This window comes from Magnetospirillum aberrantis SpK, from assembly GCF_011022235.1.
GTDB lineage: Bacteria > Pseudomonadota > Alphaproteobacteria > Rhodospirillales > Magnetospirillaceae > Magnetospirillum > Magnetospirillum aberrantis.
In genome coordinates this window covers 35,192-60,133 of sequence record NZ_JAAIYP010000004.1, presented here as the reverse complement: position 1 = coordinate 60,133, position 24,942 = coordinate 35,192, and the positions used below count along the sequence as shown (strand labels likewise).

Genomic DNA, 24,942 nt, shown 5'->3' with positions numbered 1-24,942 from the left:
ATGGAACAGCGTAAGATCGGCCAAAGCGGCCTGAGCGTTTCGGCCCTGGGTCTGGGCTGCATGGGCATGAGCGAGTTCTATGGCCCCACCGACGAGACGCAGTCGCTGGCCACCCTGGACCGCGCTTTCGAGATCGGCGTCACCCATTTCGACACCGCCGACATGTATGGCAGCGGCCACAACGAGCGTCTGTTGGCACGCTTTCTGGCGGGCAAGCGCGACCGGGTGGTGGTGGCGACCAAGTTCGGCATCGTGCGCCAGCCCGGTCAATACGCGCGGACCATCGACACCAGCCCGGCCTATGTGAAGGCGGCGTGCGAGGCGTCGCTGTCCCGCTTGGGAATCGAGGTCATCGACCTTTACTACGCTCATCGCCGCAATCCCGACATTCCCATCGAGGATACGGTGGGGGCCATGGCCGATCTGGTGAAGGAGGGCAAGGTCCGGGCGCTGGGCCTGTCCGAGGTGTCGGCCGACACCTTGCGCCGGGCCCATGCGGTGCACCCCATTTCCGCCGTGCAAAGCGAGTATTCGCTGTGGACCCGCGACGTCGAGGCCGAGGTGCTGCCGACCTGTCGCGAGCTTGGGGTCAGTCTGGTGGCCTATTCGCCGCTGGGACGCGGCATGTTGACCGGGGCCATCGCCAAGACCGACGATCTGGCCGAAGGCGATTTCCGGCGCGCCAACCCGCGCTTTCAGGGGGCCAACATGGAGGCCAACCAGCATCTGGTGGACAAGGTCCGCGCCCTGGCGGCGGCCAAGGGCTGCACCCCCGGCCAGGTGGCGCTGGCCTGGTTGCTGGCGCAAGGCGGCGACATCCTGCCCATTCCCGGAACCAAGCGGATCAAGTATCTGGAAGACAACGTCGCGGCGGCGGCCGTAACCTTGACGGCGGCCGAACTGGCGGCGCTGGATGCCGCGTTGCCACCCGGTGCGGCGGCCGGCGAACGCTACCCCACCGAAGGAATGAAGGGCCTGAATGCGTAACCCGGAATCCACCGCCGACCCGTTGCCGCCGTCGCTGCTGTTCCTGTTGGCGGCGGCGGCCGGCATCATGGTCGCCAACATCTATTACAATCAGCCGGTGCTGGGGTTGCTGGCGCACGAGTTCGGGGCCGACGGCGCCGAAATCGGCATGGTGCCGGTGTTGACCCAGGTGGGTTACGCCCTGGGGCTTTTGCTGCTGTCGCCGTTGGGCGACCGGGTCGAGCGCAAGCGGCTGATCCTGGTGACCGCTTCGGCGTTGACGGTGGCCCTGACGGTGGCGGCGCTGGCGCCGTCGCTGTCGGTGCTGGCGGCGGCCGGACTGGGGGTCGGGCTGTTGGCGACGGTGACGCAGCAGGTGGTGCCGCTGGCGGCGCAACTGGCGCCCGAGGCACGGCGCGGCCGGTCGGTCGGCACGGTGATGATGGGGCTGTTGCTGGGGATCTTGCTGGCGCGCACCGTCTCGGGCTTCATCGCCGAACTGGCCGGCTGGCGTGCCGCCTTCTGGGGCGGCGTGGCGCTGACGCTGGTCATGACCTTGGCGTTGTGGGCACGCTTGCCGCGCGTGGCGCCCAGCGTGCGTCTGTCCTATCCGCGTCTGATGCGCTCGCTTTTGGATCTGTTCCTGGCTCATCCGGTGTTGCGGCGCGGCGCCCTGGTCCAGGCGCTGCAATTCGCCGCCTTTTCCGTCTTCTGGTCGGTGCTGGCGCTCAAGCTTCAGGCCCCGCCGCTGCATCTGGGCAGTTCGGTCGCCGGCCTGTTCGGGGTGATCGGCGCGGCCGGCGCCTTGATGGCGCCCTTGGCCGGGCGGCTTGCCGACCGGCGGGGGCCGCGGTTCCTGATCGTCGGTGGTGCGGCGGCGGTGGGGTTGGCTTTTGTCCCCATGGCGCTGTGGCCCAATTCGCTGACGGCGCTGGTGGTGGGGGTGCTGGTGATGGATGTCGGCGCCCAGGCGGCCATGGTGTCCAACCAGACCCGCATCTATGCGCTGGACGCGGCGGCGCGGTCGCGGCTCAACACCGTGTACATGACGGTGATGTTCACCGGTGGCGCCCTGGGCTCGGCCTTGGGGGCCCAGGCCTGGGCCGGCTGGGGCTGGGGCGGGGTCTGCGTGCTGGGCGGCGGTCTTGGTCTGGCGGCGGCGGCGGTCGAGGGACTGGCGCGCGGGGAGATCAGGCGCGGGGGGCGTAAGCCCGCATGATCGTCTCGACCGCGCCTTCGATGGTGCGTTCCAAATCGGTGCGGTCGCCGGCCGGCAACCCCAGCAGGGCGCGGTGGAAATGTTCGCCGCGCAGCATGCCGATGAACTGGTCCATGGCCAGCCAGGTGTCGTCGATCTGGAGCAGCCCCTTGCTCACCAGCGCGTCGAGGGTTTTCGACAGGCGTTGCTTGCCGCGTGTCGGTCCGGCCTCGAAATAGGTTCGCGCCAGATCGGCGTGGCGCGACGATTCCGCCACCACCATGCGATAGATGCACAACACGTCGCCGTCCAGCAGCATGGACATCAACTGGCGGGCCAGCGTGGTCAGGGTGGCCCGCGCGTCGGTGATCTCGGACACTTCCAGCGCGTCGGCGGCACAGGCCAGCGAATCGCAGCGCCGGTGGATGATGGCGGCGAACAGTTGGTCCTTGCTTTGGAAGTGGGCGTAGATGGTGGCCTTGGACACGGCGGCGGTGGCGGCGACGGTGTCCATGCTGGTGCTGGCGTAGCCGTGTTCGAGGAAACACCTCTGGGCGGCGTCGAGGATGGCCGAGCGTTTGGCCGAGGATCGGGCGGAACAGGATTTGAGCATAAAGACAAAACTAAACTAGCCGGTTCAGTTTTTGAAGCGGAATGTGTCCAATTTATCGCTGCGTCATCATTCCGGCCAAAACGTCGTCCATTCTGCTCCGTTCGACCTCCATCAGACGGGGGCCGTCGGTCCACACCAGGGCGCAGCGCACCGCGCGGCCCGGATAGATGCACGACAAAGCCAGATGATAGGCAGCCATCTGATGGACATAGACGGCCGGAATGTCGGCCGGGTCCACCGGCGGCCGGCGGTTGGTCTTGTAATCGACCACCAGAACCTCGCTGTCGGTGACCACCAGCCGGTCCACCTGGCCGGCGATGACGCGGGTTTCGTCCACCACGCCGACGATGGGCACCTCGGCCCGGCTGCCCGGTGCGAACAGCGGCGCGAAGGCGGGGTGGTCCAGCACGGTCTGGACCTCGTTGGCGATGGCGATTCGTTCGGCGGCGTCGAATTCCCGTCCCGCCTTGGCCAGATAGCGCATGGCCGCCGCCGCGCGCTGGGCCGGGGCGATGTCGGGCAGGGTTTGCAACAGCTTGTGGATCAGCTTGCCACGGGCGAAGCGGCGGGTGTCGGCGCCGCCGCTCAGCGGCGAGCGGGCGGCCGGTTCTTCGCCGTCGGGACGCGACGGCGCCAGCGGGCGCGGCGGCGCCGGTTCGTTCGGCGCCTGGGCCGTCACCCAGGACGGCAGCGGGCCGGCGGCAGGGGGGCGGGTGGTGGCCGTCTTCGCCTCGCGGTCGGGGGGGCCGTCCTGGGGGCATTCGGTCACCAGGATACGGGCATCGGAGGTTTCCCCTTGCGCCGCCAGGAACGGGTCCTCGATTTCGGCGGCGACGGGGGCCAGCGCCTCGCGGGTCAGGTTGTACCAGCACCCCTGGGGGGCGGCGCGCTTGGTCTGCCAGCCGCACACCACCAGCCGGTCCTCGGCACGGGTCATGGCGACGTAAAGCAGACGGCGGTATTCCCGTTCCCGCGCCAGCTTCTGGGCGTCGCGTCCCGCCTGGGCCACCGCGTCGTTCATTTCGGCGCGCGGCGGCCACAGCAACAGGTCGTCGTCCAGCCACAGCAGGCGTGAGCCTTGGGTTGGCGTCTGCAACGTGTCGGGCAGGAAGACGACCGGCGCCTGAAGTCCCTTGGAGCCGTGCACGGTCATGATGCGCACGGCGTCGCGCCCGCCTTGTTCCAGGTCGCGCTTGATTTCGACCGCGCCGGTTTCCAGCCAATGCAGGAAGCCCTGAAGACTGGGCGCGCGGCCTTGTTCATAGGCCAGCGTCAGCGACATGAACTCGTCCAGCGGGTCCTCGGCCTCGAGACCCAGCCGCGCCAGCAGGCGGCGCTTGCCGCCCAACGGCCCCAGCACCTGGGCGTAAAGGGCGTGCGGCGACAGCCGGTCGACCTTGGACAACAACCCGGACAGGGTGTCGAAGGCACGGCCGAACGCCTCCTCCTCGCCGGCGCGGCGGCGCAGGGTGTCCCACAATCCCGCCCGGCCTCGTCCCCAGGCCAGCCGGAACAACTCCTCCTCGCTCAGCCCCACCAGTGGTCCCTTGAGCACGGTCGCCAGGGTCAGGTCGTCGTCGGGCAGGATCAGGAAGTTGCCCAGCGCCATCAGGTCCATGACCGCCATCTGTTCGGTCAGCACCATGCGGTCGGCGCCGGCCACCGGCACTTCCAGCACCTTGAGCTCGCGCACCAGATCCTCGACGAACGACCCGCGCCGGCGCAGCAACACCATGACGTCGCCGGCCCGGACGGGGCGGCCGTGGCTGGGCAGGGTCTCGCGGCCGACCATGGCCTTGATCCGCCGGGCCACCAGCCGGGCCAGCCGGGTGCGCGGGGAATCGCCGCTGATGCGCTCGACGGGCGGCTTCCACGGCGCCACCTCGTCGGCGGCGCGCGGTTCCACCGGCGGCCACACCTCGACCCGGCCGGCGGAGCCAGTGCGGAAAGCCAGGTGGGTGATGTCCTCGTCGGCGCCGGCGACGCCGTCGCGCGCCGGACTGTCGGGGGCGAACACCGCGTTGACCGCACGCAACACCGCCCAGCCCGAACGGAACGACAGGTTCAGGGGGATTTCCGCCCATTTGCCGCCGGCTTGCGGGACATGCTCGGCGAACAGCCGGCGCATGGCGTCGAAGGCCTTGGGGTCGGCGCGCTGGAACGAATAGATGGATTGCTTGACGTCGCCCACCGCGAACACCGTACGGATCGTCTCGCGGGCGCCGCGTCCGGCGAAGAACTCCTCGGTCAGCGCCGCCACCACCGCCCATTGGTCGGGGTTGGTGTCCTGGGCCTCGTCGATCAGCACATGGTCGATGCCGCCGTCCAGCTTGTACAGCACCCATGGTGCGACGCCGGGCCGGGCCAGAAGCTCGCGCGCCGCCAGGATCAGATCGTCGTAATCCATCAGCGCCCGGCCCTGCTTGCGCCGTTCGTAAGCGGCCAGCAAGGCGTGGCCCAGGGTCAGCAAATGGCCGGTGGCGGTGGCGATGGTGGCCGATTTCAGCCGGTCCGACACCCGGACCAGACGTTCCGCCTCGGCCTCGAGCGCGGCCTGCACGCCGGGAAGCTCGGCCACTTTCTTGGTGCACAACGTCTTGCGGACGGTGCCGTCGGTGGCGGTCAGGAACGCCAGACGATAGGCGGCGAAGCGTGCCGTCCGCCCGTCCGGGTCGGCCAGCCAGCGGTCCAGAATCTGGCCGCGTTCGACGTCCGTCTTTGACCCGTTCAGCAACGCCGCCATGGCGTGGCGCAGCCCGTCGCCGTCGAAGGAACCGTCGTCGCAGGCCCGCGCCACGATGGTTTCGGGGGTGTCGCCATCGGCGAGGCCAAGCCGGGCGCGCACCGCCGCGACCACCCCCACCATGCCGCCATGGGTGTCGAGCAGACGTTTCAGACGGCCGCGTTCCGCCGACAATTCGGCCATCAGTTCGGGAAAGGCGCTTTCGTGGACCCGGCCGGTGACGTCGGCCAAGGCGTCGGCCAGCGCCATGTCGGCCACGCCGCCCTCGGCGGCGCCACGGGCGCGCGACAGGATTTCTTCCTTGGCTTCCTCCAGCAATTCGCCGGCGTCGCGGTCGTCCATCACCTGGAAGTGCGGCGCCAGCCCGGCTTCCAGCGGAAAGCGGCGCAACAGCGATTGGCAAAAGGCGTGGATGGTTTCGATATGCATGCCGCCCGGCACGTCGAGCACGCGGGCGAACAGCCGCCGCGCGCTGATCATGGTGCCCTCGTCCGGGGTGCGGCCCAACAGCCTGAACAGGTCTCCGGCCAGGGCGGAATCGGGGGCCGTGGCCCATTTCGCCAGCCGCTCGTTGATGCGGTTGCTCATCTCGGCGGCGGCGGCCTTGGTGAAGGTCAGGCACAAGATGCGGTGCGGCGCGGTGCCGGCCAGCAACAGGGTCAGCACCCGGTCGGTCAACACCTTGGTCTTGCCGGTGCCGGCCGAGGCGCCCACCCACACCGACGCCTCGGGATCGGCGGCACGGCGCTGCCGCGACGCGGCGTCGTCCAAAAGGGCGGAGGACGAGGGATCTGTCATGAACGGCCCCCCAACAGAGGAAGGACACGGATGAACACGGATGAACACGGACGGGTCATCGCAGCACCCTTTTCACTTCCAGTCTCGGCTTGCCGAAATTGAGCAGAAGGCCGACCGTAAGGTCGGCTGCCTTGAGATAATTCAGGACTTGCCCGGTGTGCTGGGGGTTGAGGGCGTCCACGGCCTTCAGTTCCACGATGACCGTGTCTTCCACCAACAGGTCGGCGACATACGTGCCGACGGGGTTGCCCTTGTAGGCAAGGTGGTAGGCAACCTCTTCTCGCCATTTCAGCCCACACAGTCCGAGCTCGTGTCCGAGCGGGCGCCGGTAAACCGCCTCCAGGAAACCGTGCCCCATCAGGCGCGACACTTCGAAAGCCGCACCGATGATCGCTTCGGTGATTTTTTCCGTGGCGGGGGGAAGCGCTCCGTTCATCCGTGTTTGTCCGTGTCCATCCGTGTCATCCCGCCTCACTCTTCTGCGTCTTCGGCGGCGGTTGACCATTCGCGGATGCGGGCCAGATGTTGGTAGTCGGAATATTTGGGGGCGCGGTCGGGGTGCGGGCGGGCGCCATAGGGGGTGCGCTCGTCGTCGAAGGTGGCGACCAGGGCCTTGAGGCCCTCGATGGCTTGGTCGGTCAACTGGCGGGGATTGTCGCCGGCCGATTTTTCCTCGCCGCCGTCCGCGCCGCCTTTCAGGCGCCAATAGAGCATGCGCGCGACCTCGGCCGGGGCGACGCCCTCGAACCCGCCGAAGCGGGCGATGGCGGCTTCCAGAGGCAATTGCGGGGCGTAGCCGGCGGCCACTTCGCGCGGGCTGGGCGGTTGGCCGGTCTTGTAATCGACCAGCGCCAGCGTGCCGTCGCGCAGCACGTCCACACGGTCGGCACGGGCATGCAGCAGGAAGGGGCCGGCGGGGGCGTCGATTTCAAGCGCGCCCTTGATCTCGCAATGGGTTCGGGCGATGTCGGCGCGGCGGGCGCTTTCATGCGCCACCAGCCATCGCGCCACCGACACGAAGCGCGGCCACCAGAACGCCCACACGCCGGGCCGGTCCAGCACGTCGGCGAACACCTCGCGGCCGATGGTCAGCAGCCGGGTTTCGGCGTCGGCCGGCAACGGGCCGGAAATCTCGTTCAGGAAGGTTTCGATGGCGGCGTGGACCAGGGACCCGTATTCGGCGGCACCGGGATCGGCGTCGATGGGGTCGAGCGCGCGAAGCCCCAGGATGTGCTTGGCATAGATGCCATAGGGGTCGCGCATCCAGGTTTCGATCTCGGTGACCGACAATTTGCGCGGCCGGGCGGTGACCGGCGGGCGCGGGGCCGGGGGGGCCACCCGCTCGAAAGCCTCGGGACGGTCGAGACGGGTGTGCCAGTCGAGGAAAGGGGTCGCGTCCTCGCCAAAATCCAGGCCGGCGGCGTCCATCACCGCCTTGAGGCGTAGCAGCCAGCGGGCCGGTACGGTGGGGGTGCCATCGACGCGGGCGGACCGCGACAGCACCACCCGCGGCGCGGCGAAGGCCATGGCGAAATCGTGGGCGGCCAATCCGATCTTGCGCTCGGGGGCCGGCAATCCGAAGGCGGCGCGCATGGGGCGGCTCATCCACGGGTCGGCCTGGGCCTCGCCCGGCCAGGTGCCCTCGTTCAGGCCGCCCAGCACCATGACGTCGGCCTTTTGCAGCCGCGCCTCCATGGGGCCCCACAGGAACAGCCGGGGATGGCTGCCCCAGGCCTGGCGCACCACCTGGCCGCTCAGGAGCTGTTCGAACAAGGCGGGATAGAAACGCGGCGGGATGGCCGGGAAGGTGGCGCCCACCGCTTGGGCGGCGGTGGTCAGGTCGCCGGCCCAGCCGGCCAGGGCCTCGCCCGCCTCGCCCTTCCACAACCGCGCCGGTCCAGGCAACAGCGGCGTGGCGGCCAACGCCTCGGCGGCTTCCATGTGGGTGCGGACCAGATCGGCCAGGGGGGCGGTCTCTTGCGCCATCACCCGCACGAACGGTTCCAGCGCGGCGGCGACGCGGTCCAGCCCGTCGCGGATCTTGCCGTCCTTGGCGGCCGCCTTCAGGCCGGCGATGCCGGGGGCTGGGCGCGGCCCGCGCAAGGCGGCGGTTTCCAGCCGCCGCACCAGGGCGCGGAAGGCGGCGGTGTCGTCGCCCGCCGCCGCCAGCGGATGCTTGAGACAGGACAGCGTGGCGTGCGGCGCGAAATCGTCGGCCACCATCTCGGCCAACAGCCGCAGGAAGCACCCTGGTTCCGAGGTGTCGAGCGGCTGGCCGGCGGAATCGTCGATCACCAGTCCCCAGCGTTCCAGTTCGGCCGCCACCCGCCGGGCCAGGGTCCGGTCGGGGGTGACCAGGGCGGCGGTGCGGCCGTCCTTTTCCAACGTCTCGCGCAGGATCAGCGCGATGGCGCCCGCCTCCTCACGCGGGGTGGGGGCGTCAAGACGGGATACGCCGTCCAAGGTGGCGGCGGGGAACTCTCCCATGTCGCGCCATGCTTCGCAGGTGGCGGCGGGGCGCAAGGCCTCGGCCAACAGGGCGGCGCGGGCGCCGCGCGGGTCGGGCTCGCGGCCCAGGGGGCGGACGGCGCGGCGTTCCACCCCCAGATGGGCCAGCAATTTCTTCATGCCGAACTGGGGATGGCTTTCGTCCAGGGCCGCCCAGGCGGCCTCGTCCATGGCAAGGTCCAGGCCGGGCAACACCACCTTGCCGCGCGGCAGGCCGGCGATGACGGCGATCAACTCGGCGCTGGCCGGACGCGAACCGGTGGAGCCGGCGGCGATGACCGGGGTATCGGGCGGATCGCTTCGCCAGCGTGCCGCCTGGGCGTCGAGGATGCGGTTGATCCGTTCCTGCGGATCAAGGCGGTCGCCCAACAGCGCCGGCCACAATTCGGTGACGATCGTCAGGAACTTCAGCGTCACCTGCCAGTGCTCGGCGTAATCCTCGGGCACCAGGGTTTCCAGGCGGCTGAAGTCGATGCGCTCGATCTGCACCGCGTCCAACAGGGCGGCCAGTTCGGCCGCCAGCCGGGCCGCCTGGTCGGGGGTGGGGGGCAGACCGCCGCGCCCCGAGCCCATGGCCAGCACCAGCCGGGTCAGCAACAGGTGGCGTTCGATGGGGGAAATGGCCGGGGGAATGTCGAGCGGCCCATCGGCGAACAATTCCGCCTCGTCGCCGTCGCCGCCATCCATGGGACGCAGGCGCGGCAACAGCAGGGGCTTGCCGCCAGACAGCCGCAGAAACGCCTCACGCCCGGAGCGGCAGGCGCGGCGGTTGGGCAACAGCACCTCCATCTCGGCCAGCCGCAACGGGTCGCCGTCGGCCTCGGCCAACAGGTGGGCGGCCAGGGCATCGACGAAGGCCATGCCCGGCGGAATGGTGAATATCCTGCCCGCGACATTGGTCATGGGGTCTTCCCCGAACAGCCCGGATCAAGGTGACACGGATGGACACGGATGAACACGGATGTTCCCCCGTTTGCTTTTGGTCCGTGTTTATCCGTGTCCATCCGTGTCACCACCCCACTAGGGTGTCTCGGCCTCGATAGCCGCTTCGACTTGGGGCAGGGCGTCGGGGGTGCCGACGTGGTACCAGCGGCCGTCGTGGACGATGGCGGACAGCCGTCCCGCCTCCAACGCACGGTCGTACAACACGTTCAACGAGAACTTGCCCGATGGCGCGTCCTGGAACAACCGCGGCGACAGGATCTGAACGCCGGCGAACAGCAACGGCGCCACCTCGCGGTCGCGGCGGCGGCGCGGCAGGCCGTGCCCGTCCAGGAAGAAGTCGCCGGGTCCGTCATAGCCCATGGCGGTGGCGGTGGGGGTCAACAGCAACAGCACGTCCATGCGGTCGTCGTCCCAGGCCAGGGCCAGCCGCTTCAATGCCGGCACCGCCCCGTCGGTCCAGATGATGTCCGAATTGACCACATAGAACGGGTCGGTTCCCAGATGCGGCAATGCCTTGGCGACACCGCCGCCGGTTTCCAGCAGTTCGCTCTCGTGTGACAAGGTGATGCCGGGACGGCCCGACAGGTGCGACGCCACCTTGTCGGCCAGCCAATGGGTGTTGACCACCAGATGGCTGGTCCCGGCCACCGCCAGATGGTCCAGTGCCCGATCCAGCATGGTCCGCCCGGCCACCTCGACCAGCGGCTTGGGGGTGTGGTCGGTGATGGGGCGCATGCGCAGGCCCAGCCCGGCGGCCAGCACCATGGCGTGGTGGAGATGTGCGGTCATGGTGTCGGCACCTCGCGCCGGTCGGCGGGAACATGGGTATCCAGCCACGCCTTGATGCCGGCCAGTGCCGGGTGGGCGCAGGCCCGCTCCAGCAACCGCCACAGGCGCGGAATGTGAATCAGGTAACCGGGCTTGCCGTCGCGCCGGCACAGCCGGGTGAAGATGCCGATGACCTTGGCGTGGCGCTGGGCGGCCAGCACCGCCCACGACGCCTCGAACGCCGCGCGGTCCAGGCCGGGGCGGGCGGCGAGGTAGCGGTCCTTCATGGCCGAGACCAAGGCGGGGTCGATGTCGCGCCGGGCGTCTTCCAACAGGCTCATCAGATCGTAGGTCAAAGGACCCGCCACCGCGTCCTGGAAATCCAGAAGGCCGCAGGCGGCAAGGCCGGGACGGTCCAGCAGCAACAGGTTGTCCACATGGAAGTCGCGCAGCACCAGCGTTTCGGGCACGGCGCGGGCGACGGGGAACAACTCCAGCCACAGCCGCTGGTATTCGGCCCGCGCCACCGGGTCGGGCTGCATTCCCAGGGCCGGCAGATACCAATCGGTCAGCAGCAACGCCTCGGTCAGCAGTCGGTCGTTGTCATAGGCCGGCACCCCTTGGGGGATGGCGTCGGTACGGTTGTTGAGGTCGGCGAGAACATCGGTGGCCAGCGCGTAAAGCGCGGTTTCGTCGCCGCCCTGGGCCAACAGCCGGGTATAGGTGCCGTCGCCCAAATCCTCCAGCAGCAGCAGGCCGGCCTTTTCGTCCACCGCCAACAGGCGTGGCGCCGAATACCCCATGGCGGCGAGATGGCGGGCAACGCGGACAAACGGGCGCACGTCTTCCTTGGGTGGCGGCGCGTCCATCAGCACGGCGCTTTCGTCGCCGCGCGTCAGGCGGTCGTAATGGCGGAAGCTGGCGTCGCCGGCCAGCCGGCCGCGCGCGGCGTCGGCCCAGCCGGCCTGGGTCAGGAATTGGGAAATCAGCGCGTCGCGCGTGGTCATGCGGGCAGGTCTTTCAGTCGGTCGTCCCACTGTCCGTGGGAGGTCAAGGTGGCGCGGCGGGCGGTTTCGGCGCCACCGGTCTCAAGGCTTAGGTCCAGGCGCCGACGCGGTGCCAGTCCGCCCAGCCGCTCGGGCCATTCGATCAGGCTGACGCCGTCCAGGAAGGCGTCCTCGATCCCCAGTTCATAGGCGTCTTCGGGCTTGTCCAGGCGGTACAGGTCGAAATGCCAGATGTCGGCGGTCTTTGCCTCATAGGCCTGGACCAGGGTGAAGGTGGGGCTGGGGACTTCCTCGTCCGGGGAGGTGAGCGCGCGGATGAAGGCCCGTGCCAGCGTGCTCTTGCCGGTGCCCAGCGTGCCGAACAGCAAGATGACGTCGCCCGGTCGGGCCAGTCGGGCCAACCGCGCGCCCAGGGCCCGGGTCGCGGCCTCGTCGGGCAGGTCGAGAGTGAGGGTCGTGCTCATCCCTTGCTTGTAGCGTGGGCGATGCGGGGCTGCAAAGCCCCTTATCCCTTCGCCCGCGGATGGGCCGCGTCGTAGACGCCCTTGAGCCGTGCCGCGTCCACCTTGGTATAGCGCTGGGTGGTGGACAGCGAGGAATGGCCCAGCAATTCCTGGATGGTGCGCAAGTCGCCGCCGCCGGCCAGCAGGTGGGTGGCGAAGGAATGTCGGAGGGCGTGCGGCGTCGCCGTTTCCGGCAGGCCGAGCAACAGCCGCAGCCGCCGCATCTGGCGCTGGACCACGCCGGGATTGAGCTTGCCCCCGCGTGCGCCGACGAACAGCGGGCCGTCGGCGGCCAGCGGATAGGGGCATTGGCCGACATAATCGGCGATGGCCTCGCGCACCACCGCCAGCACCGGCACCATGCGCTGTTTGCGGCCCTTGCCGGTGATGACCATGGTGTCGCCCTTGGGCGCGTCGCGTTTGTTCATGCCCAAGGCCTCGCCCAGGCGCAGGCCGCAGCCGTAAAGCAGGGTGAACAAGGCGACGTCGCGTGCCGCCAGCCATGGTTCGTCGTGCAGTTCGCCGGCGGTGGCCAGCGCTTCCAAGGCCTCGTCGGCGGCCAGCGGCTTGGGCACCGATTTTGGCGGACGCGGCGACTTGACGGCGCCAAGCGCTGGGTTGTGCACCAGGTCGAAGCGGTCGAGATATTTGAAGAAGCCGCGCAGCGTGCTCATCAGCCGGGCCATGGACGACCGCCCCAGGCCGTCGTTCTGACGTGCCGCCAGAAAGGCGCGGAAATCGGCCGGGCTCAGCGTCGCCAGCGCCGGCAGGTCGGGCTCTTGTCCCAGATGGCCGAGCAGGAAGGCGCAGAACGCCGACAGGTCGCGGGCATAGCCGTCCAGGGTGTGCGGGCTGGCGCGGCGTTCACCGGCCAGCCAGTCGCGCCAGTTCTGAATGGCGGCGGCCAGATCGGGACGGGCGGCGAAATGGATGGGAGCGGCGACCATGGCGTGATGATAGCGCCGCCGCTCCCAAGATCAACGGACTCTCAAGCTTAACGGGCTCCCAGGCTCAACGGACTCTCAGGCCTGGGCCTCCAGCGCTGCCGGGATTTCGCCGCCGCCCAAGGGGTCGTCGCCGAAGCGGTTGGGGCCGGTGGTGCCCTTGGTGCTGAACCAGATCAGCAGCACGATGGCGCCGATCACCGGCAGGAAAAACAGCAGGTACCACCAGCCGGGACGGTCGGTGTCGTGCAGCCGGCGCACCGAGACGGCGATGGACGGAACCAGGGTGGCCAAAGCGAAGATCAGCGCCAGCACGCCGATGCCGGTGACGGCGTCGATAATGGTCAAGACGATGTTGGCCAGGACCAGGAACAAGGTGAAATACCAGTATTCCGACCGTGCAGCCCGGCCCTGGAAGGTGGCGAACTTGCTGAAACAGACCGAGACAGCGTTACCGAAAGTCATGATTGAAATCCCCCCTCAGGAATGACGCCATAAGGCAGCATGCGCCGAGGGAGCCGTCAATCATCCTTTCAGACGAAGCGGCGCAGACAAAGCTCGATGACGCGGGCCAGGAACGAGATCAGCTCGGTGCCCTGGCCGGCGTGGAAGGTGCAGCCGTGGCGCGATCCCAGGGCCAGCACCCCCTCGGGGCAGATGCCGCCGGGCGACAGCCGGACCAGGGCCGACGACGCCACCAATCCCGCACCGCCGCCGAACAGCGCCGGGTCGCCGGGCATTTCCTCGTGCAGGGCGCAATGGCGCTCGGGACCGCCCATCAGCAAATCGACGCTGCCGGTCGGCAGGGCGAACACGCCCGGCACCTGCAACACCGGCAACGGCTGGAGGTCGTCGCGTTCGAAACACAAGGTCGCGATGTCCACGTCCAGGATCGGCGGCAGGTCGTCGGCCACCGCCTGGGCCAGTTCGGCCAGGCTGTCGGCCTCCATCAACACCAGTACCGCCTGATGGGTGCGGTTCTGGGTGTTCATGTTGGACCGCGAGGTCAGGATCAAATCCTCGGCCGCACCCTTGATGCGGTTCACCTCTTCCTTCAGGCGTTCGATCATGAACGCCTGCATGTCCACCACCGATCCGGCCTCGGCCCAGCGCGACGGCGGCGACAGCGCCATCACCAGATCGGGGTGACGCAACAGGAAGTCGCCGTGCCGGCGAAGATAAGCCGCCACCTGGGCTTCGGTGGGGGCGGCCGCAGGGGGTGCGGCTGATGCGGCGTCGTCGCGCTTGTGCGCCATTCAGCGTCTCGGCTTTTGCGAAAGAGGTAAGGGCTGTACAGTCTAGACCATGCTTTCCGCCGTCGCCAACCCCACGCCGCGATTTTCTCCGCAAGACCGCGTTGCCGTTTTGCTGCCGTTGCCCTTGGCCGGCGCCTACGACTATCGGGTCGGCGAGCGGCCGTTGGCTGTGGGCGACTTCGTCACCGTGCCGCTGGGCAAGCGCGAGCTGGTGGGGGTGGTGTGGGGCGAGGGCCGTGGTGACGTCGATGCCGGTCGCTTGCGGGTGGTGGGGGAACGTCTTGATTGCCCACCCTTGCCCGAGGTGACGCGCAAGTTTGTCGACTGGGTGGCGGCCTATACCCTGGCGGCACCCGGTGCCGTGCTGAAGATGGCCATGAGCGTTCCCGACGCGCTGGTTCCGCCCAAGCCCCTGCATGGCGTGCGGCTGGCCCCCACAATGCCCGACCTGAAGATGACGGCGGCCCGGCGCAGGGTGCTGGATCTGGCGGCCCAGTTGCCACCGTTGCCGGGCGCCGATCTGGCGCGCGAGGCGGGGGTGGGGCCGGCGGTGGTCAAGGGGTTGGTCGAGGCCGGCGGGCTGGAGATGGTGGAAATCGCCCGGCCGCCGTTTTTTCACGCTCCCGATCTGGGCCGGCCGGCCCCCATCCTGTCCGACGGTCAGCGCGTGGCCGCCGACGCTCTGGTGGCGGCGCTGGACAGCGGGTTTTCCGTCCAGGTGATCGACGGCGTCACCGGCTCGGGCAAGACAGAGGTCTATTTCGAGGCGGTGGCCGCCGCCTTGGCGAAGGGGCGTCAGGTGCTGGTGCTGTTGCCCGAGATCGCTCTGTCGGCGCAATGGCTCAAACGTTTCAGCGCCCGTTTCGGCGTCGCCCCGGCCGAGTGGCATTCCGAACTGTCCGACGCCCGGCGGCGCGAGACCTGGCGCGCCGTCGCCTCGGGCGAGGCCCGGGTCGTGGTGGGGGCGCGGTCCGCGCTGTTCCTGCCCTATCGGACTCTCGGGCTGGTGGTGGTGGACGAGGAACACGACGGCGCCTTCAAACAGGAAGACGGCGTCAGCTACCACGCCCGCGACATGGCGGTGGTGCGGGCGCGGCTGGGTGGGGTGCCGGTGGTGCTGGCCTCGGCCACGCCGTCGTTGGAGACCTTGGCCAATATCCAGGCCGGGCGCTATGTCCGCCTGCACCTGCCCGACCGTCATGCCGGGGCCGCCTTGCCGGAGATTTCGGCCGTCGACCTGCGCCGCTTTCCGCCGCCGCGCGGCATGTGGCTGTCGCCGGTGCTGGTCCAGGCGATCGAGGAAACCCTGGCGGCCGGCGAGCAGGCCATGCTGTTCCTCAATCGCCGGGGCTATGCGCCGCTGACGCTGTGCCGCGCCTGCGGCCACCGCCTGCAATGTCCCCATTGCACGGCGTGGCTGGTCGAGCATCGTCTTGCCGGACGGCTGGTCTGCCATCATTGCGGCCATGCGGTGCGGCCGCCGGAAAAATGCCCCCAATGCGAGGCTGAGGACAGCTTCGTCGCCTGCGGTCCCGGCGTCGAGCGCATCGCCGAAGAGGCCGCGCACCGCTTTCCCGGCGCCCGTGTCGCCCTGATGGCGTCGGACACGGTGACCGGACCGCACGCGGCGGCCGAGTTCGTCCGTCAGGTGGCCGACCACGAGATCGACCTGTTGATCGGCACCCAGATCGTCGCCAAGGGCTATCACTTTCCCATGCTGACCCTGGTCGGCGTGGTGGATTCCGATCTCGGGCTCGAAGGCGGCGACCTGCGTGCCGCCGAACGGACCCATCAATTGCTGTCCCAGGTGGCCGGCCGTGCCGGCCGTGCCGAACGTCCCGGTCGGGTGCTGTTGCAGACCTATCAGCCCGACCATCCGGTGATGCGGGCGTTGATCGACGGCGACCGCGACGGCTTCATCGCGTCGGAAGCGGAATTCCGGCGCGAGGCCGGCATGCCGCCCTATGGCCGGCTGGCCGCGCTGGTGGTTTCAGGCCCCGACACAAACGCGCTCGACGATTTCTGCCGCCGTCTGGCCCGTGCCGCGCCGCATGATCCGGCCCTTCAGGTTCTGGGGCCGGCCCCGGCCCCCCTGGCGCTGTTGCGCGGCCGTCACCGCCGCCGTTTCCTGGTCAAGGCGGCGCGTTCGGCCAACCTGCACGCGGCGCTTCGGCAATGGCTGTCCCAGGTGCCGCCGACCGGCGGAATCCGGGTCCAGGTGGACGTCGATCCCTATAGTTTTTTCTAGGCAGTGGGGACGGGTGACGACAGCAGCCCCCGGAGATGGGCGCGGCTCCAGCATGCGATGGTGAAGGAATCCGCAATCCGGCCCGAGGCGATCCATTCTTCGAAGATGCTCAGGGTGACTGGCATGATGGCCGACACGCCTTCTTCCGTTGCCGGGGCGCCGATTTCGTCTAGGTCAGCCAGAAACAGATCGGTGCAGCCATTGCTGAGGCCGCTGTTCCAGGTCAACGAACCCAGGTTGATCAAGTGTTCGATGTGGCCGCCAATCTCCTCAAGGACTTCCTTTGCGGCGTTCTCGACCGAGGATCGTCCGGTTTCGCCATAGCCGCGCGGAATTTCCAGGTGGTGCCGCCGTGTGGCGTGGCGGAAATGGTTGATCAAGATGATGTTGCCCTGATGTCTGGGCAGGACCGCCACTCCGGGAACTCCAATCGGCTGGTCAATAATCCTCAGGTAGCTTCCGGCCCGTCCGGACGCGAATACGACGGGGTCGCGCAGCAGAAGCAGGTAGGGATCCGCATAGAGTATTCCATGGGTCCCGTCGCCAGCGGCTTTCGCACGGACGCGGATGGGAGCGTCGTCAGGGTTGTTGAAAAGTTCAGGATGTGCTCTCTGGAGTTCTTCGTAGGTCATCATCGGTTCTCGCGGCAGGCGGAAAGCCGTTTGACTAATTCCGTCCGGGCATCAGAGAAGACGCCTTCAGATTTGAACCGGCGGACCATATTGTTTATCTCAGTCCGTGCTCGGCTCATGTTGCCTGTCATCAGAACGATGTTGTTGTCCAGCTTTCTCTGGTGAGGCGATCCGCCATTCAGGCTGTCATAGCCGAGGACGCACATCTTGATGACGGTTGGCGTGGCTAGGTCGGTCAGGTAGGGCAAGACCGCCTCGGCGACGGTGTAATAAGCCTCGTTTCCATCAAAGATGGTGCTGATCACGGGGCGCCCTGCCGCTTCCAGCACGATCTGGACCATTGGCCGCCACCGTGTCACCAATTGGCCGCGGCGCTTCCGGTCCAGCATGGTGGTGGCCTCGGTGATGACCTCAACGTAATGTCGGAAAACGTCATCAAGGATCATCGTGTTCTCGCACAGCGTCCTCACGTCCAGGGTCCGCGAATGGGAGGCGATGTAGTTTCTCCATTGCTCGGTGTCGCGCAAGGCTCTGACTTCGCCCAGTCCCAGGGCGCCATAGCCGGCAATGCAAAGTCCCTCGTGCAAGCGACTGAAGGTGGTCGCCCGCAACAGATGGAAGGCTCGTTCCGGATCGAGAGCATTGCCACGTTTAAGGTCGCGGTCGAACTCCTGAAGCATCGAACGACTGGGGCTGCCGGCCGGGGTGAGCAGGTAGCGGTCGAGGGCATCCGGAAGATTGGTGTTGTAGATCAGATCGGCACATTCCTTGATGGCACGGGAAAAGGGCTTGCGCTCATCAATGCGGCCGAGATGGGGGGGGGCTGTCGTCCTCAACGACGAACTTCCTGTAGATGAATTCGCGTTGGGTGTAATGCCCATGGTTGCCGTATTCTGCAAGGCAGGCGGCAGCCACCTGTGTCAGGGTCCGTCGCAAGGTATCGACCGCATCCTCGCCAAGGTTCAGCGCCATGGCCAGCGCGCTCATATCTGTGGGCGCGGACATCACCAGAATGCGATGGTGAAAGGCTTGTCCAAGCCTCTCGCGGAGCAACTGGTCGTTTTCGGCATCGTTCCACGACAGCCGCAGCAAGGGCAGATCCCCCGCGTCGCGCTGGAAGTCGTTCCACGCACGGGCCTGTTCGGCATTGGCAGAAAAACCGAGCGCGTCCGGGTCGATCAGCGCGTCGTTTTCGCGGGACAGGAACGGTATCAGGGCTTTGTCACGGAACAATGCCGCTAGATGTTCGCGTTCGGGGTGACCGGGATCGAAATAGGGCCGCAAGGCGGACGCGTTGACTAGGCTTGCGCGGTTGACGACCACGCTTTCCAGGGCAATCAGGGCGCGGATGAATTCTTCGCGGACAAGATCGTCGCGCGGTGTTTCCGCCGTGGCGGATGCCTGCTCTTTCGCCCCCCTTGGACGCCACTGGTTGTCTAGCGCCTGGGGCATGCCGGTCACCGGCTTCAAATCACTGGGCTCGAGTTTCGGCATGAGATCCCCCGATGCGATGGTTGCTGCCTGGCAAAACAATCATAAGAGCAAGGTCTTATTAATCAACCGCCATTGGCCGTTTTTCGCGAATCGTTTTCTCGCCAAGGTTGCCAAAATCGTTGGCGCTGGGGTGGTATTCGTCTTGGGGTATGAATGCTTGATTTGGCGGTTTCTGCCTGCGGGTAGGGGGTGGGTGGAGCGATGGCTACCTCGTTGGGTGGGGTCGATTCCACAGGCCCTTGGAACGACAAGAGTGGACAGCCCACTCCAAACGGGCAGGAGTCGGCTTGCAACGTATAACCCGATGTGTTAGTTAACCGACGCGCTTTTGGGGGAATTTTCCCGCATGGCGACAGAATACGTTTGCAAAACAATATTTTAGGCCGCCCGGCGAATTCGTTTTCGACCTGACCCGAAGGACTTGCCCAGGTGCCATCCGAAACAACTGGCGTGATCGCCGACCGCTATGCCACCGCGCTCTTCGAGCTTGCCGACACCCAGGGTGTGCTCGATCAGGTGGCGGGCGACCTCAAAACTCTGAAGGCCATGGTCCGCGAAAGTGCGGACCTGCGTCGTCTTCTCGACTCTCCCGTGCTGACCCGTGACGAAGCAGGCAAAGGCGTTTCCGCCCTAGCCGACGCTGCGAAGTTCTCGTCCCTGACGGCGAACTTCCTCGGGCTTTTGGCCAAGAATCGCCGTCTAGACACCCTTCTTGGGGTGATCGACGCGTATCTCGGCCGACTTGCCGCCAAGCGCGGTGAGCTTTCGGCCAATGTCGCTTCCGCCGTTCCGCTGAGCCAGGCTCAACAGGATGCGTTGGCGTCGTCGCTCAAGGCCGCGTTCGGCAGCAATGTCGCCGTGGACCTGGTCGTCGATCCCGCCCTGCTGGGCGGCATGGTGGTCAAGGTCGGTTCCCGAATGGTTGACAGCTCGCTCAAGACGAAGCTGCAGCACCTCAAGCTCGCTATGAAAGGGGTTGGATAATGGAAATCCGCGCGGCTGAGATCTCCGCGATCCTCAAGCAACAGATCGCCAATTTCGGTACCGAGGCGGAAGTCGCCGAGGTCGGCCAGGTTCTCTCGGTGGGTGATGGTATCGCCCGCGTTCACGGTCTGGACAAGGTCCAGGCCGGCGAGATGGTCGAGTTCCCGGGTGGCATCAAGGGTATGGCGCTGAACCTCGAAACCGACAATGTCGGTATCGTGATCTTCGGCGACGACCGCTCCATCAAGGAAGGCGACACGGTCAAGCGTACCGGCGCCATCGTGGAAGTGCCGGTCGGCAAGGGTCTGCTGGGTCGCGTCGTCGACGCGCTGGGCAACCCGATCGACGGCAAGGGCCCGATCGACGGCGCCGAGATGCGCCACGTCGACGTCAAGGCGCCGGGCATCATTCCGCGTAAGTCGGTGCACGAGCCGATGAGCACCGGCATCAAGGCCGTCGACGCCCTGATCCCGATCGGCCGCGGCCAGCGCGAACTGGTGATCGGTGACCGTCAGACCGGCAAGACCGCCATTCTGATCGACACCATCATCAACCAGAAGGCCGCCCACGCCGGTTCCGACGAGAAGGCCAAGCTGTACTGCATCTACGTCGCCGTCGGCCAGAAGCGTTCGACCGTCGCGCAGATCGTCAAGACGCTGTCCGACTACGGCGCCATGGACTACACCATCGTCGTCGCCGCCACCGCGTCGGAAGCCGCTCCGTTGCAGTACCTGGCCCCGTTCTCGGGCTGCACCATGGGCGAATACTTCCGCGACAACGGCATGCATGCCCTGATCATCTATGATGATCTGTCCAAGCAGGCCGTGGCCTATCGTCAGATGTCGCTGCTGCTGCGCCGTCCGCCGGGCCGCGAAGCCTATCCGGGCGACGTGTTCTACCTGCACTCGCGCCTGCTCGAGCGCGCCGCCAAGCTGAACGACGCCAACGGCTCCGGCTCGTTGACCGCTCTGCCGGTGATCGAGACCCAGGCCAACGACGTGTCGGCCTACATTCCGACCAACGTGATCTCGATCACCGACGGTCAGATCTTCCTGGAAACCGACCTGTTCTATAAGGGCATCCGCCCGGCCGTGAACGTGGGTCTGTCGGTGTCGCGCGTCGGCTCCGCCGCCCAGATCAAGGCCATGAAGCAGGTCGCCGGCACCATCAAGATGGAACTGGCCCAGTATCGCGAAATGGCTGCCTTCGCGCAGTTCGCTTCCGATCTGGACCCGGCCACCCAGAAGCTGTTGGCCCGCGGCGCCCGTCTGACCGAACTGCTGAAGCAGCCGCAGTTCGCTCCGCTGTCGACCGAAGAGGAAGTGGTTTCCATCTTCGCCGGTGTGAGGGGTTACCTGGACAAGCTGGATGTTCGTGACGTCGGCCGCTTCGAGCGTGGCCTGCTGTCGGAAGTCAAGTCGAAGGCGCCGGAAATTCTGACCGCCATCGCCACCGACAAGCAGCTCACCAAGGAGACCGAGGAAAAGCTCAAGGCTTTCCTCGACGCCTACGCCAAGACCTTCGCCTAAGGGGTGGCTTAGCCGATGCCGAGCCTTAAGGACCTACGGCTGAGGATCACCTCCGTCAAATCGACGAGGAAGATCACCTCGGCCATGAAGATGGTCGCCGCCTCCAAGCTCCGTCGCGCGCAAAGCGCGGCGGAGCAGGCACGACCCTTCGCCGAGCGCATGGAGCGGATGCTGGGCACTCTGGCCGCTTCGGTGGCCGGACAGGCGGGCGCGCCGCGCCTGTTGGCCGGCACCGGCAAGGACGACGTCCAGTTGATCGTCATGGTGACCGCCGATCGCGGTCTCTGCGGCGGTTTCAACTCGTCCATCGTGCGCGATGTTCGCCGCCTCGTCAGCCAATTGCTGCGCGAAGGCAAGACCGTCAAGATCATGCCCGTGGGCCGCAAGGGCCGCGAGCAGATCAAGCGCGATTTCGGCGCCCACCTGATCGAAGGTTTCGAGGGTCTGGGCCGCAAGGGAATCACCTTCCCCGAGGCCGACGCCGTCGCCACCAAGGTCACCGACATGTTCGAAGCGGGTGAATTCGACGTCTGCACCGTCGTCTACAACCGCTTCCAGTCGGCGATCAGCCAGGTCGTGACCCGCCAGCAGCTCATTCCCTTCGCGGTGCCGGAAGTGGCCGCCGCCAAGGACGAAGGGGCCAAGGCGATCTACGAGTTCGAGCCGAGCGAAGAAGGCATCCTGTCCACCTTGTTGCCGCGCAATCTGGCGGTGCAGGTCTTCCGCTCGATGCTGGAAAGCCAGGCGTCCGAGCAAGGCGCGCGTATGACCGCCATGGACAACGCCACCCGCAACGCTGGTGACATGATCAACGGCCTGACCATCAAGTACAACCGGTCTCGCCAGGCTCAGATCACCAAGGAACTGATCGAAATCATCTCCGGCGCCGAGGCGCTGTAAGGAAGTCTAGGAGCACACCCATGGCTAACACCAACGTCGGCACGATCACCCAGGTTACGGGCGCCGTCGTGGACGTGCGTTTCGAGGGCCAGCTGCCGGCCATCCTGAACGCGCTGCACACCACCAACGCCGGTAAGACCCTGGTTCTGGAAGTCGCCCAGCATCTGGGTGAAAACACCGTCCGCACCATCGCGATGGACAGCTCGGACGGTCTGGTCCGCGGCCAGGAAGTTCGGGACACCGGCGACGCGATCCGCATGCCGGTCGGTCCCGAGACCCTGGGCCGCATTCTCAACGTCATCGGCGAGCCGGTGGACGAGCGTGGCCCGGTCGGCGCTCAGAAGACCGCTCCGATCCATGCCGACGCCCCCGCCTTCGTGGACCAGTCCACCGAAGCCGAGATCCTGGTCACCGGCATCAAGGTCATCGACCTGCTGGCTCCCTACCTCAAGGGCGGCAAGATCGGCCTGTTCGGCGGCGCCGGCGTGGGCAAGACCGTCACCATCATGGAACTGATCAACAACGTCGCCAAGGCGCACGGTGGTGTGTCGGTGTTCGCCGGTGTCGGCGAGCGTACCCGTGAAGGTAACGACCTTTACCACGAAATGATCGAATCGGGCGTCATCAAGACCGACGGTCCGGGCTCCAAGGTGGCCCTGGTCTATGGTCAGATGAACGAACCGCCGGGCGCCCGCGCCCGTGTGGCCCTGTCGGGTCTGACCGTCGCCGAATACTTCCGCGACGAAGAAGGCCAGGACGTGTTGTTCTTCGTGGACAACATCTTCCGCTTCACCCAGGCCGGTTCGGAAGTGTCCGCTCTGCTGGGCCGCATTCCGTCGGCCGTGGGTTACCAGCCGACGCTCGCCACCGACATGGGCGCCCTTCAGGAGCGTATCACCTCCACCAAGAAGGGCTCGATCACCTCGGTGCAGGCCATTTACGTGCCGGCCGACGACTTGACCGACCCCGCGCCGGCCACTTCGTTCGCCCACCTGGATGCCACCACCGTGTTGTCGCGTGCCATCGCCGAACAGGCGATTTTCCCGGCCGTGGATCCGCTGGACTCGACCTCCCGCGCCCTCGACCCGCGCATCGTCGGTGAAGAGCACTACTCCACCGCCCGCGAAGTGCAGCGTATCTTGCAGACCTACAAGTCGTTGCAGGACATCATCGCCATCCTGGGCATGGACGAACTGTCGGAAGAGGACAAGCTGGTCGTGGCTCGCGCCCGTAAGATCCAGCGCTTCCTGTCCCAGCCGTTCCACGTGGCCGAGGTGTTCACCGGCACTCCGGGCAAGCTGGTCGCCATCGACGAGACCGTGAAGTCCTTCAAGGCGATCTGCGCCGGCGAGTACGATCACCTTCCCGAAGCCGCCTTCTACATGGTCGGCGGTATCGAGGAAGTCATCGAGAAGGCCAAGAAGCTGGCCGCCGAGGCCTAATCCGGTCGCGAAGGGGTGGGCTCCGGCCCGCCCCCTCTTCTCGATTTAGTTAAGGAACCGGGCTCATGGCCGAAAAGATTCAGTTCGAACTGGTGTCGCCGGCAAAGCTGTTGGTCAGCTCGGCCGTCGACATGGTGGTGGTTCCGGGCACCGAAGGCGACTTCGGCGCGCTGCCCCGCCACTCCCCCGTGATCGCCACCGTGCGTCCGGGTGTCATCGACATCCATGACGCCGGCAAGGTCGCCGACCGTATTTTCGTGGCTGGCGGCTTCGCCGAAGTCAACGAAGAGCGCATCACCGTCCTGGCCGAAGAGGCCATTCCGGTGGCCGACCTGACCGCCGCCATGGTCGAGGAACGTCTGGTGGCCGCCAAGGACGCGCTGGACGACGCCCGCACCGAGGCCGAGAAGGTCGCGGCCGAGAAGAAGATCGCGGTCGCCAACGCCATGAAGGCCGCCGCCGCCTGATTGGTGTCGGTTGCCGTCGCGTGTCGCGCCGTCGAACATTGGCAAGGGGCTGACCTTCGGGTCGGCCCCTTTGTCGTTGCCCCCTTTGTCGTTGCCCCCTTTGTCGTTGAATGTCCTTGAACTTTACGACCGCTGTAACAGAATGGTCAAATCACCTTCAGACGAGGAAAGCACCATGCCGCAATGGACGCCGGATGACATTCCGTGGGGCGAATTCGACGCTTCCAAGCTTTCCCCGGATATCCTCAAGGTGGTCAAGGCCGCTTCCATGGTGGAACGCAACGCCGGCGACTATACGTCCTACCTACAAAAGATTTTCCGCGACGACCCGGAATTCCAGCAATTGTCGGTGCAATGGCGGGCCGAGGAAGTGCAGCACGGCGACGTGCTGGGGCGCTATGCCGAACTGGCCGACCCCGGCTTCAATTTCCAGGAACGCTTCAAGCGCTTCACCGACGGCTACAAGGTGCCGATCGACCTGGACAATTCGGTTCGCGGTTCGCTGACCGGCGAGTTGCTGGCCCGTTGTATCGTCGAAACCGGAACCTCGTCCTTTTATTCCGCCTTGCGCGACGCCACCGACGAACCGGTGCTGAAGGCCATCTGCCATCGCATCGCCGGCGACGAATTCCGCCATTACAAGTGGTTCTATGACGGCATGAAGCATTATGTCGCCCGCGAGGGCGTCAGCATGATGCGCCGTGCCATGGTCGCCATTAGCCGGATCAGGGAAACCGACGACGACGAACTGGCCTATGCCTACCACGCGGCGGTCGATCCGCTGGACGTTCCGTATGATCATGTTCGCTGCAACCGTGAATACGCGGCGCGGGCCTATGGCTTCTATCGGCCGGTACACACCGAACGTGCCGTTTCCATGGTGCTCAAGGTGATCGGTATCGATCCCACCGGCTGGATCGGCGGCAAGGCCAAGGCCTTCGCCTGGAAGAAGATGCAATCCCGCGCCGAGGCGTTGCGCAAGGCGGCCTGAGGCTGT

General features: G+C 66.8%; 22 protein-coding genes. 9 read left to right on the top strand and 13 right to left on the bottom strand.

The features are described 5' to 3' along the window. Both G4223_RS00755 and G4223_RS00750 read left to right on the top strand, forming a co-directional pair. Positions 1-987, top strand: coding sequence for an aldo/keto reductase (locus tag G4223_RS00755; protein WP_163673770.1), 987 nt, complete (start codon positions 1-3; stop codon positions 985-987). After that, positions 980-2,185 (top strand): MFS transporter, encoded by a 1,206-nt coding sequence (locus G4223_RS00750; RefSeq protein ID WP_163673768.1) that lies wholly within the window; start codon positions 980-982, stop codon positions 2,183-2,185. The genes G4223_RS00755 and G4223_RS00750 overlap by 8 nt, the downstream gene beginning before the upstream one ends. Here G4223_RS00750 and G4223_RS00745 read toward each other — a convergent pair. The 10 genes from G4223_RS00745 to G4223_RS00700 form a co-directional block, all read right to left on the bottom strand. Further along, positions 2,157-2,777 carry a TetR/AcrR family transcriptional regulator gene (locus G4223_RS00745; RefSeq protein WP_163673766.1) on the bottom strand — a complete coding sequence of 207 codons (621 nt, stop codon included), beginning with the start codon at positions 2,775-2,777 and terminating at the stop codon, positions 2,157-2,159. The genes G4223_RS00750 and G4223_RS00745 overlap by 29 nt on opposite strands. A gap of 52 nt (positions 2,778-2,829) precedes the next feature. Next, on the bottom strand, positions 2,830-6,318 hold the full coding sequence (gene addA / locus G4223_RS00740) for a double-strand break repair helicase AddA (protein ID WP_163673764.1): 3,489 nt from the start codon (positions 6,316-6,318) through the stop codon (positions 2,830-2,832). A gap of 55 nt (positions 6,319-6,373) precedes the next feature. Further along, the gene (locus G4223_RS00735; protein ID WP_163673762.1) at positions 6,374-6,754 is read right to left on the bottom strand and encodes a GxxExxY protein; all 381 of its coding nucleotides are present in this window, start codon (positions 6,752-6,754) and stop codon (positions 6,374-6,376) included. A gap of 35 nt (positions 6,755-6,789) precedes the next feature. Then, on the bottom strand, positions 6,790-9,729 hold the full coding sequence (gene addB, locus G4223_RS00730) for a double-strand break repair protein AddB (protein WP_163673760.1): 2,940 nt from the start codon (positions 9,727-9,729) through the stop codon (positions 6,790-6,792). Positions 9,730-9,846: 117 nt separating this feature from the next. After that, positions 9,847-10,560, bottom strand: a complete 714-nt coding sequence (locus G4223_RS00725) for a nucleotidyltransferase family protein (protein WP_163673757.1) — start codon at positions 10,558-10,560, stop codon at positions 9,847-9,849. After that, positions 10,557-11,546 carry an aminoglycoside phosphotransferase family protein gene (locus tag G4223_RS00720; protein ID WP_163673755.1) on the bottom strand — a complete coding sequence of 330 codons (990 nt, stop codon included), beginning with the start codon at positions 11,544-11,546 and terminating at the stop codon, positions 10,557-10,559. The genes G4223_RS00725 and G4223_RS00720 overlap by 4 nt, the downstream gene beginning before the upstream one ends. Next, positions 11,543-12,010 carry a tRNA (adenosine(37)-N6)-threonylcarbamoyltransferase complex ATPase subunit type 1 TsaE gene (gene tsaE, locus G4223_RS00715; RefSeq protein ID WP_163673753.1) on the bottom strand — a complete coding sequence of 156 codons (468 nt, stop codon included), beginning with the start codon at positions 12,008-12,010 and terminating at the stop codon, positions 11,543-11,545. The genes G4223_RS00720 and tsaE overlap by 4 nt, the downstream gene beginning before the upstream one ends. 41 nt (positions 12,011-12,051) lie before the next feature. Then, complete coding sequence (locus tag G4223_RS00710; RefSeq protein ID WP_163673751.1) at positions 12,052-12,996, bottom strand: tyrosine recombinase XerC; 945 nt, start codon at positions 12,994-12,996, stop codon at positions 12,052-12,054. A gap of 75 nt (positions 12,997-13,071) precedes the next feature. Beyond that, positions 13,072-13,458: a DUF805 domain-containing protein gene (locus G4223_RS00705; protein WP_163673749.1), complete on the bottom strand. Its 387-nt coding sequence runs from the start codon at positions 13,456-13,458 to the stop codon at positions 13,072-13,074. A 68-nt stretch (positions 13,459-13,526) separates the two neighbouring features. After that, on the bottom strand, positions 13,527-14,249 hold the full coding sequence (locus tag G4223_RS00700) for a DUF484 family protein (RefSeq protein WP_163673747.1): 723 nt from the start codon (positions 14,247-14,249) through the stop codon (positions 13,527-13,529). A gap of 49 nt (positions 14,250-14,298) precedes the next feature. Between G4223_RS00700 and G4223_RS00695 the strand changes: the two genes are divergently transcribed. Next, complete coding sequence (locus G4223_RS00695; protein WP_163673745.1) at positions 14,299-16,497, top strand: primosomal protein N'; 2,199 nt, start codon at positions 14,299-14,301, stop codon at positions 16,495-16,497. On the opposite strand, the gene G4223_RS00690 is transcribed toward G4223_RS00695, so the two are convergent. From G4223_RS00690 to G4223_RS00680, 3 genes are read right to left on the bottom strand one after another with little or no spacing between them, the layout of a single operon-like run. Beyond that, a complete protein-coding gene (locus G4223_RS00690; protein WP_163673743.1) occupies positions 16,494-17,132 on the bottom strand; it encodes an NUDIX hydrolase in 639 nt (212 codons plus the stop codon). The genes G4223_RS00695 and G4223_RS00690 overlap by 4 nt on opposite strands. Further along, positions 17,129-17,965 carry a hypothetical protein gene (locus G4223_RS00685; RefSeq protein ID WP_163673741.1) on the bottom strand — a complete coding sequence of 279 codons (837 nt, stop codon included), beginning with the start codon at positions 17,963-17,965 and terminating at the stop codon, positions 17,129-17,131. The genes G4223_RS00690 and G4223_RS00685 overlap by 4 nt, the downstream gene beginning before the upstream one ends. Next, entirely contained in the window at positions 17,928-18,623 is a 696-nt protein-coding gene (locus G4223_RS00680; protein WP_163673739.1) for a hypothetical protein, read from the bottom strand. The genes G4223_RS00685 and G4223_RS00680 overlap by 38 nt, the downstream gene beginning before the upstream one ends. Before the next feature lie 429 nt (positions 18,624-19,052). Here G4223_RS00680 and G4223_RS00675 point away from each other — a divergent pair, with 429 nt between their 5' ends. The 6 genes from G4223_RS00675 to G4223_RS00650 all read left to right on the top strand — a co-directional run bounded on the left by G4223_RS00675 (position 19,053) and on the right by G4223_RS00650 (position 24,936). Continuing rightward, entirely contained in the window at positions 19,053-19,607 is a 555-nt protein-coding gene (locus G4223_RS00675; RefSeq protein ID WP_163673737.1) for a F0F1 ATP synthase subunit delta, read from the top strand. Continuing rightward, positions 19,607-21,136, top strand: coding sequence for a F0F1 ATP synthase subunit alpha (atpA, locus tag G4223_RS00670; protein WP_163673735.1), 1,530 nt, complete (start codon positions 19,607-19,609; stop codon positions 21,134-21,136). Before G4223_RS00675 ends, atpA begins: the two co-directional genes overlap by 1 nt. A gap of 15 nt (positions 21,137-21,151) precedes the next feature. Then, positions 21,152-22,036 (top strand): F0F1 ATP synthase subunit gamma, encoded by an 885-nt coding sequence (locus G4223_RS00665; RefSeq protein ID WP_163673733.1) that lies wholly within the window; start codon positions 21,152-21,154, stop codon positions 22,034-22,036. A gap of 20 nt (positions 22,037-22,056) precedes the next feature. Further along, positions 22,057-23,478: a F0F1 ATP synthase subunit beta gene (gene atpD, locus G4223_RS00660; protein WP_163673731.1), complete on the top strand. Its 1,422-nt coding sequence runs from the start codon at positions 22,057-22,059 to the stop codon at positions 23,476-23,478. Between the two features lie 65 nt (positions 23,479-23,543). Further along, complete coding sequence (locus tag G4223_RS00655) at positions 23,544-23,945, top strand: F0F1 ATP synthase subunit epsilon (RefSeq protein WP_163673730.1); 402 nt, start codon at positions 23,544-23,546, stop codon at positions 23,943-23,945. A 175-nt stretch (positions 23,946-24,120) separates the two neighbouring features. Further along, positions 24,121-24,936 carry a ferritin-like domain-containing protein gene (locus G4223_RS00650; protein WP_163673728.1) on the top strand — a complete coding sequence of 272 codons (816 nt, stop codon included), beginning with the start codon at positions 24,121-24,123 and terminating at the stop codon, positions 24,934-24,936. Positions 24,937-24,942 lie beyond the last annotated feature (6 nt).

What these genes read in the sequence shown, in the direction of transcription:
- G4223_RS00755 (WP_163673770.1), top strand. Translation starts at nt 1, where the DNA reads ATGGAACAGCGTAAGATCGGCCAAAGCGGCCTGAGCGTTTCGGCCCTG.
- G4223_RS00750 (WP_163673768.1), top strand. Translation starts at nt 980, where the DNA reads ATGCGTAACCCGGAATCCACCGCCGACCCGTTGCCGCCGTCGCTGCTG.
- G4223_RS00745 (WP_163673766.1), bottom strand. Translation starts at nt 2,777, where the DNA reads ATGCTCAAATCCTGTTCCGCCCGATCCTCGGCCAAACGCTCGGCCATC.
- addA (WP_163673764.1), bottom strand. Translation starts at nt 6,318, where the DNA reads ATGACAGATCCCTCGTCCTCCGCCCTTTTGGACGACGCCGCGTCGCGG.
- G4223_RS00735 (WP_163673762.1), bottom strand. Translation starts at nt 6,754, where the DNA reads ATGAACGGAGCGCTTCCCCCCGCCACGGAAAAAATCACCGAAGCGATC.
- addB (WP_163673760.1), bottom strand. Translation starts at nt 9,729, where the DNA reads ATGACCAATGTCGCGGGCAGGATATTCACCATTCCGCCGGGCATGGCC.
- G4223_RS00725 (WP_163673757.1), bottom strand. Translation starts at nt 10,560, where the DNA reads ATGACCGCACATCTCCACCACGCCATGGTGCTGGCCGCCGGGCTGGGC.
- G4223_RS00720 (WP_163673755.1), bottom strand. Translation starts at nt 11,546, where the DNA reads ATGACCACGCGCGACGCGCTGATTTCCCAATTCCTGACCCAGGCCGGC.
- tsaE (WP_163673753.1), bottom strand. Translation starts at nt 12,010, where the DNA reads ATGAGCACGACCCTCACTCTCGACCTGCCCGACGAGGCCGCGACCCGG.
- G4223_RS00710 (WP_163673751.1), bottom strand. Translation starts at nt 12,996, where the DNA reads ATGGTCGCCGCTCCCATCCATTTCGCCGCCCGTCCCGATCTGGCCGCC.
- G4223_RS00705 (WP_163673749.1), bottom strand. Translation starts at nt 13,458, where the DNA reads ATGACTTTCGGTAACGCTGTCTCGGTCTGTTTCAGCAAGTTCGCCACC.
- G4223_RS00700 (WP_163673747.1), bottom strand. Translation starts at nt 14,249, where the DNA reads ATGGCGCACAAGCGCGACGACGCCGCATCAGCCGCACCCCCTGCGGCC.
- G4223_RS00695 (WP_163673745.1), top strand. Translation starts at nt 14,299, where the DNA reads ATGCTTTCCGCCGTCGCCAACCCCACGCCGCGATTTTCTCCGCAAGAC.
- G4223_RS00690 (WP_163673743.1), bottom strand. Translation starts at nt 17,132, where the DNA reads ATGATGACCTACGAAGAACTCCAGAGAGCACATCCTGAACTTTTCAAC.
- G4223_RS00680 (WP_163673739.1), bottom strand. Translation starts at nt 18,623, where the DNA reads ATGCCGAAACTCGAGCCCAGTGATTTGAAGCCGGTGACCGGCATGCCC.
- atpA (WP_163673735.1), top strand. Translation starts at nt 19,607, where the DNA reads ATGGAAATCCGCGCGGCTGAGATCTCCGCGATCCTCAAGCAACAGATC.
- G4223_RS00665 (WP_163673733.1), top strand. Translation starts at nt 21,152, where the DNA reads ATGCCGAGCCTTAAGGACCTACGGCTGAGGATCACCTCCGTCAAATCG.
- atpD (WP_163673731.1), top strand. Translation starts at nt 22,057, where the DNA reads ATGGCTAACACCAACGTCGGCACGATCACCCAGGTTACGGGCGCCGTC.
- G4223_RS00655 (WP_163673730.1), top strand. Translation starts at nt 23,544, where the DNA reads ATGGCCGAAAAGATTCAGTTCGAACTGGTGTCGCCGGCAAAGCTGTTG.
- G4223_RS00650 (WP_163673728.1), top strand. Translation starts at nt 24,121, where the DNA reads ATGCCGCAATGGACGCCGGATGACATTCCGTGGGGCGAATTCGACGCT.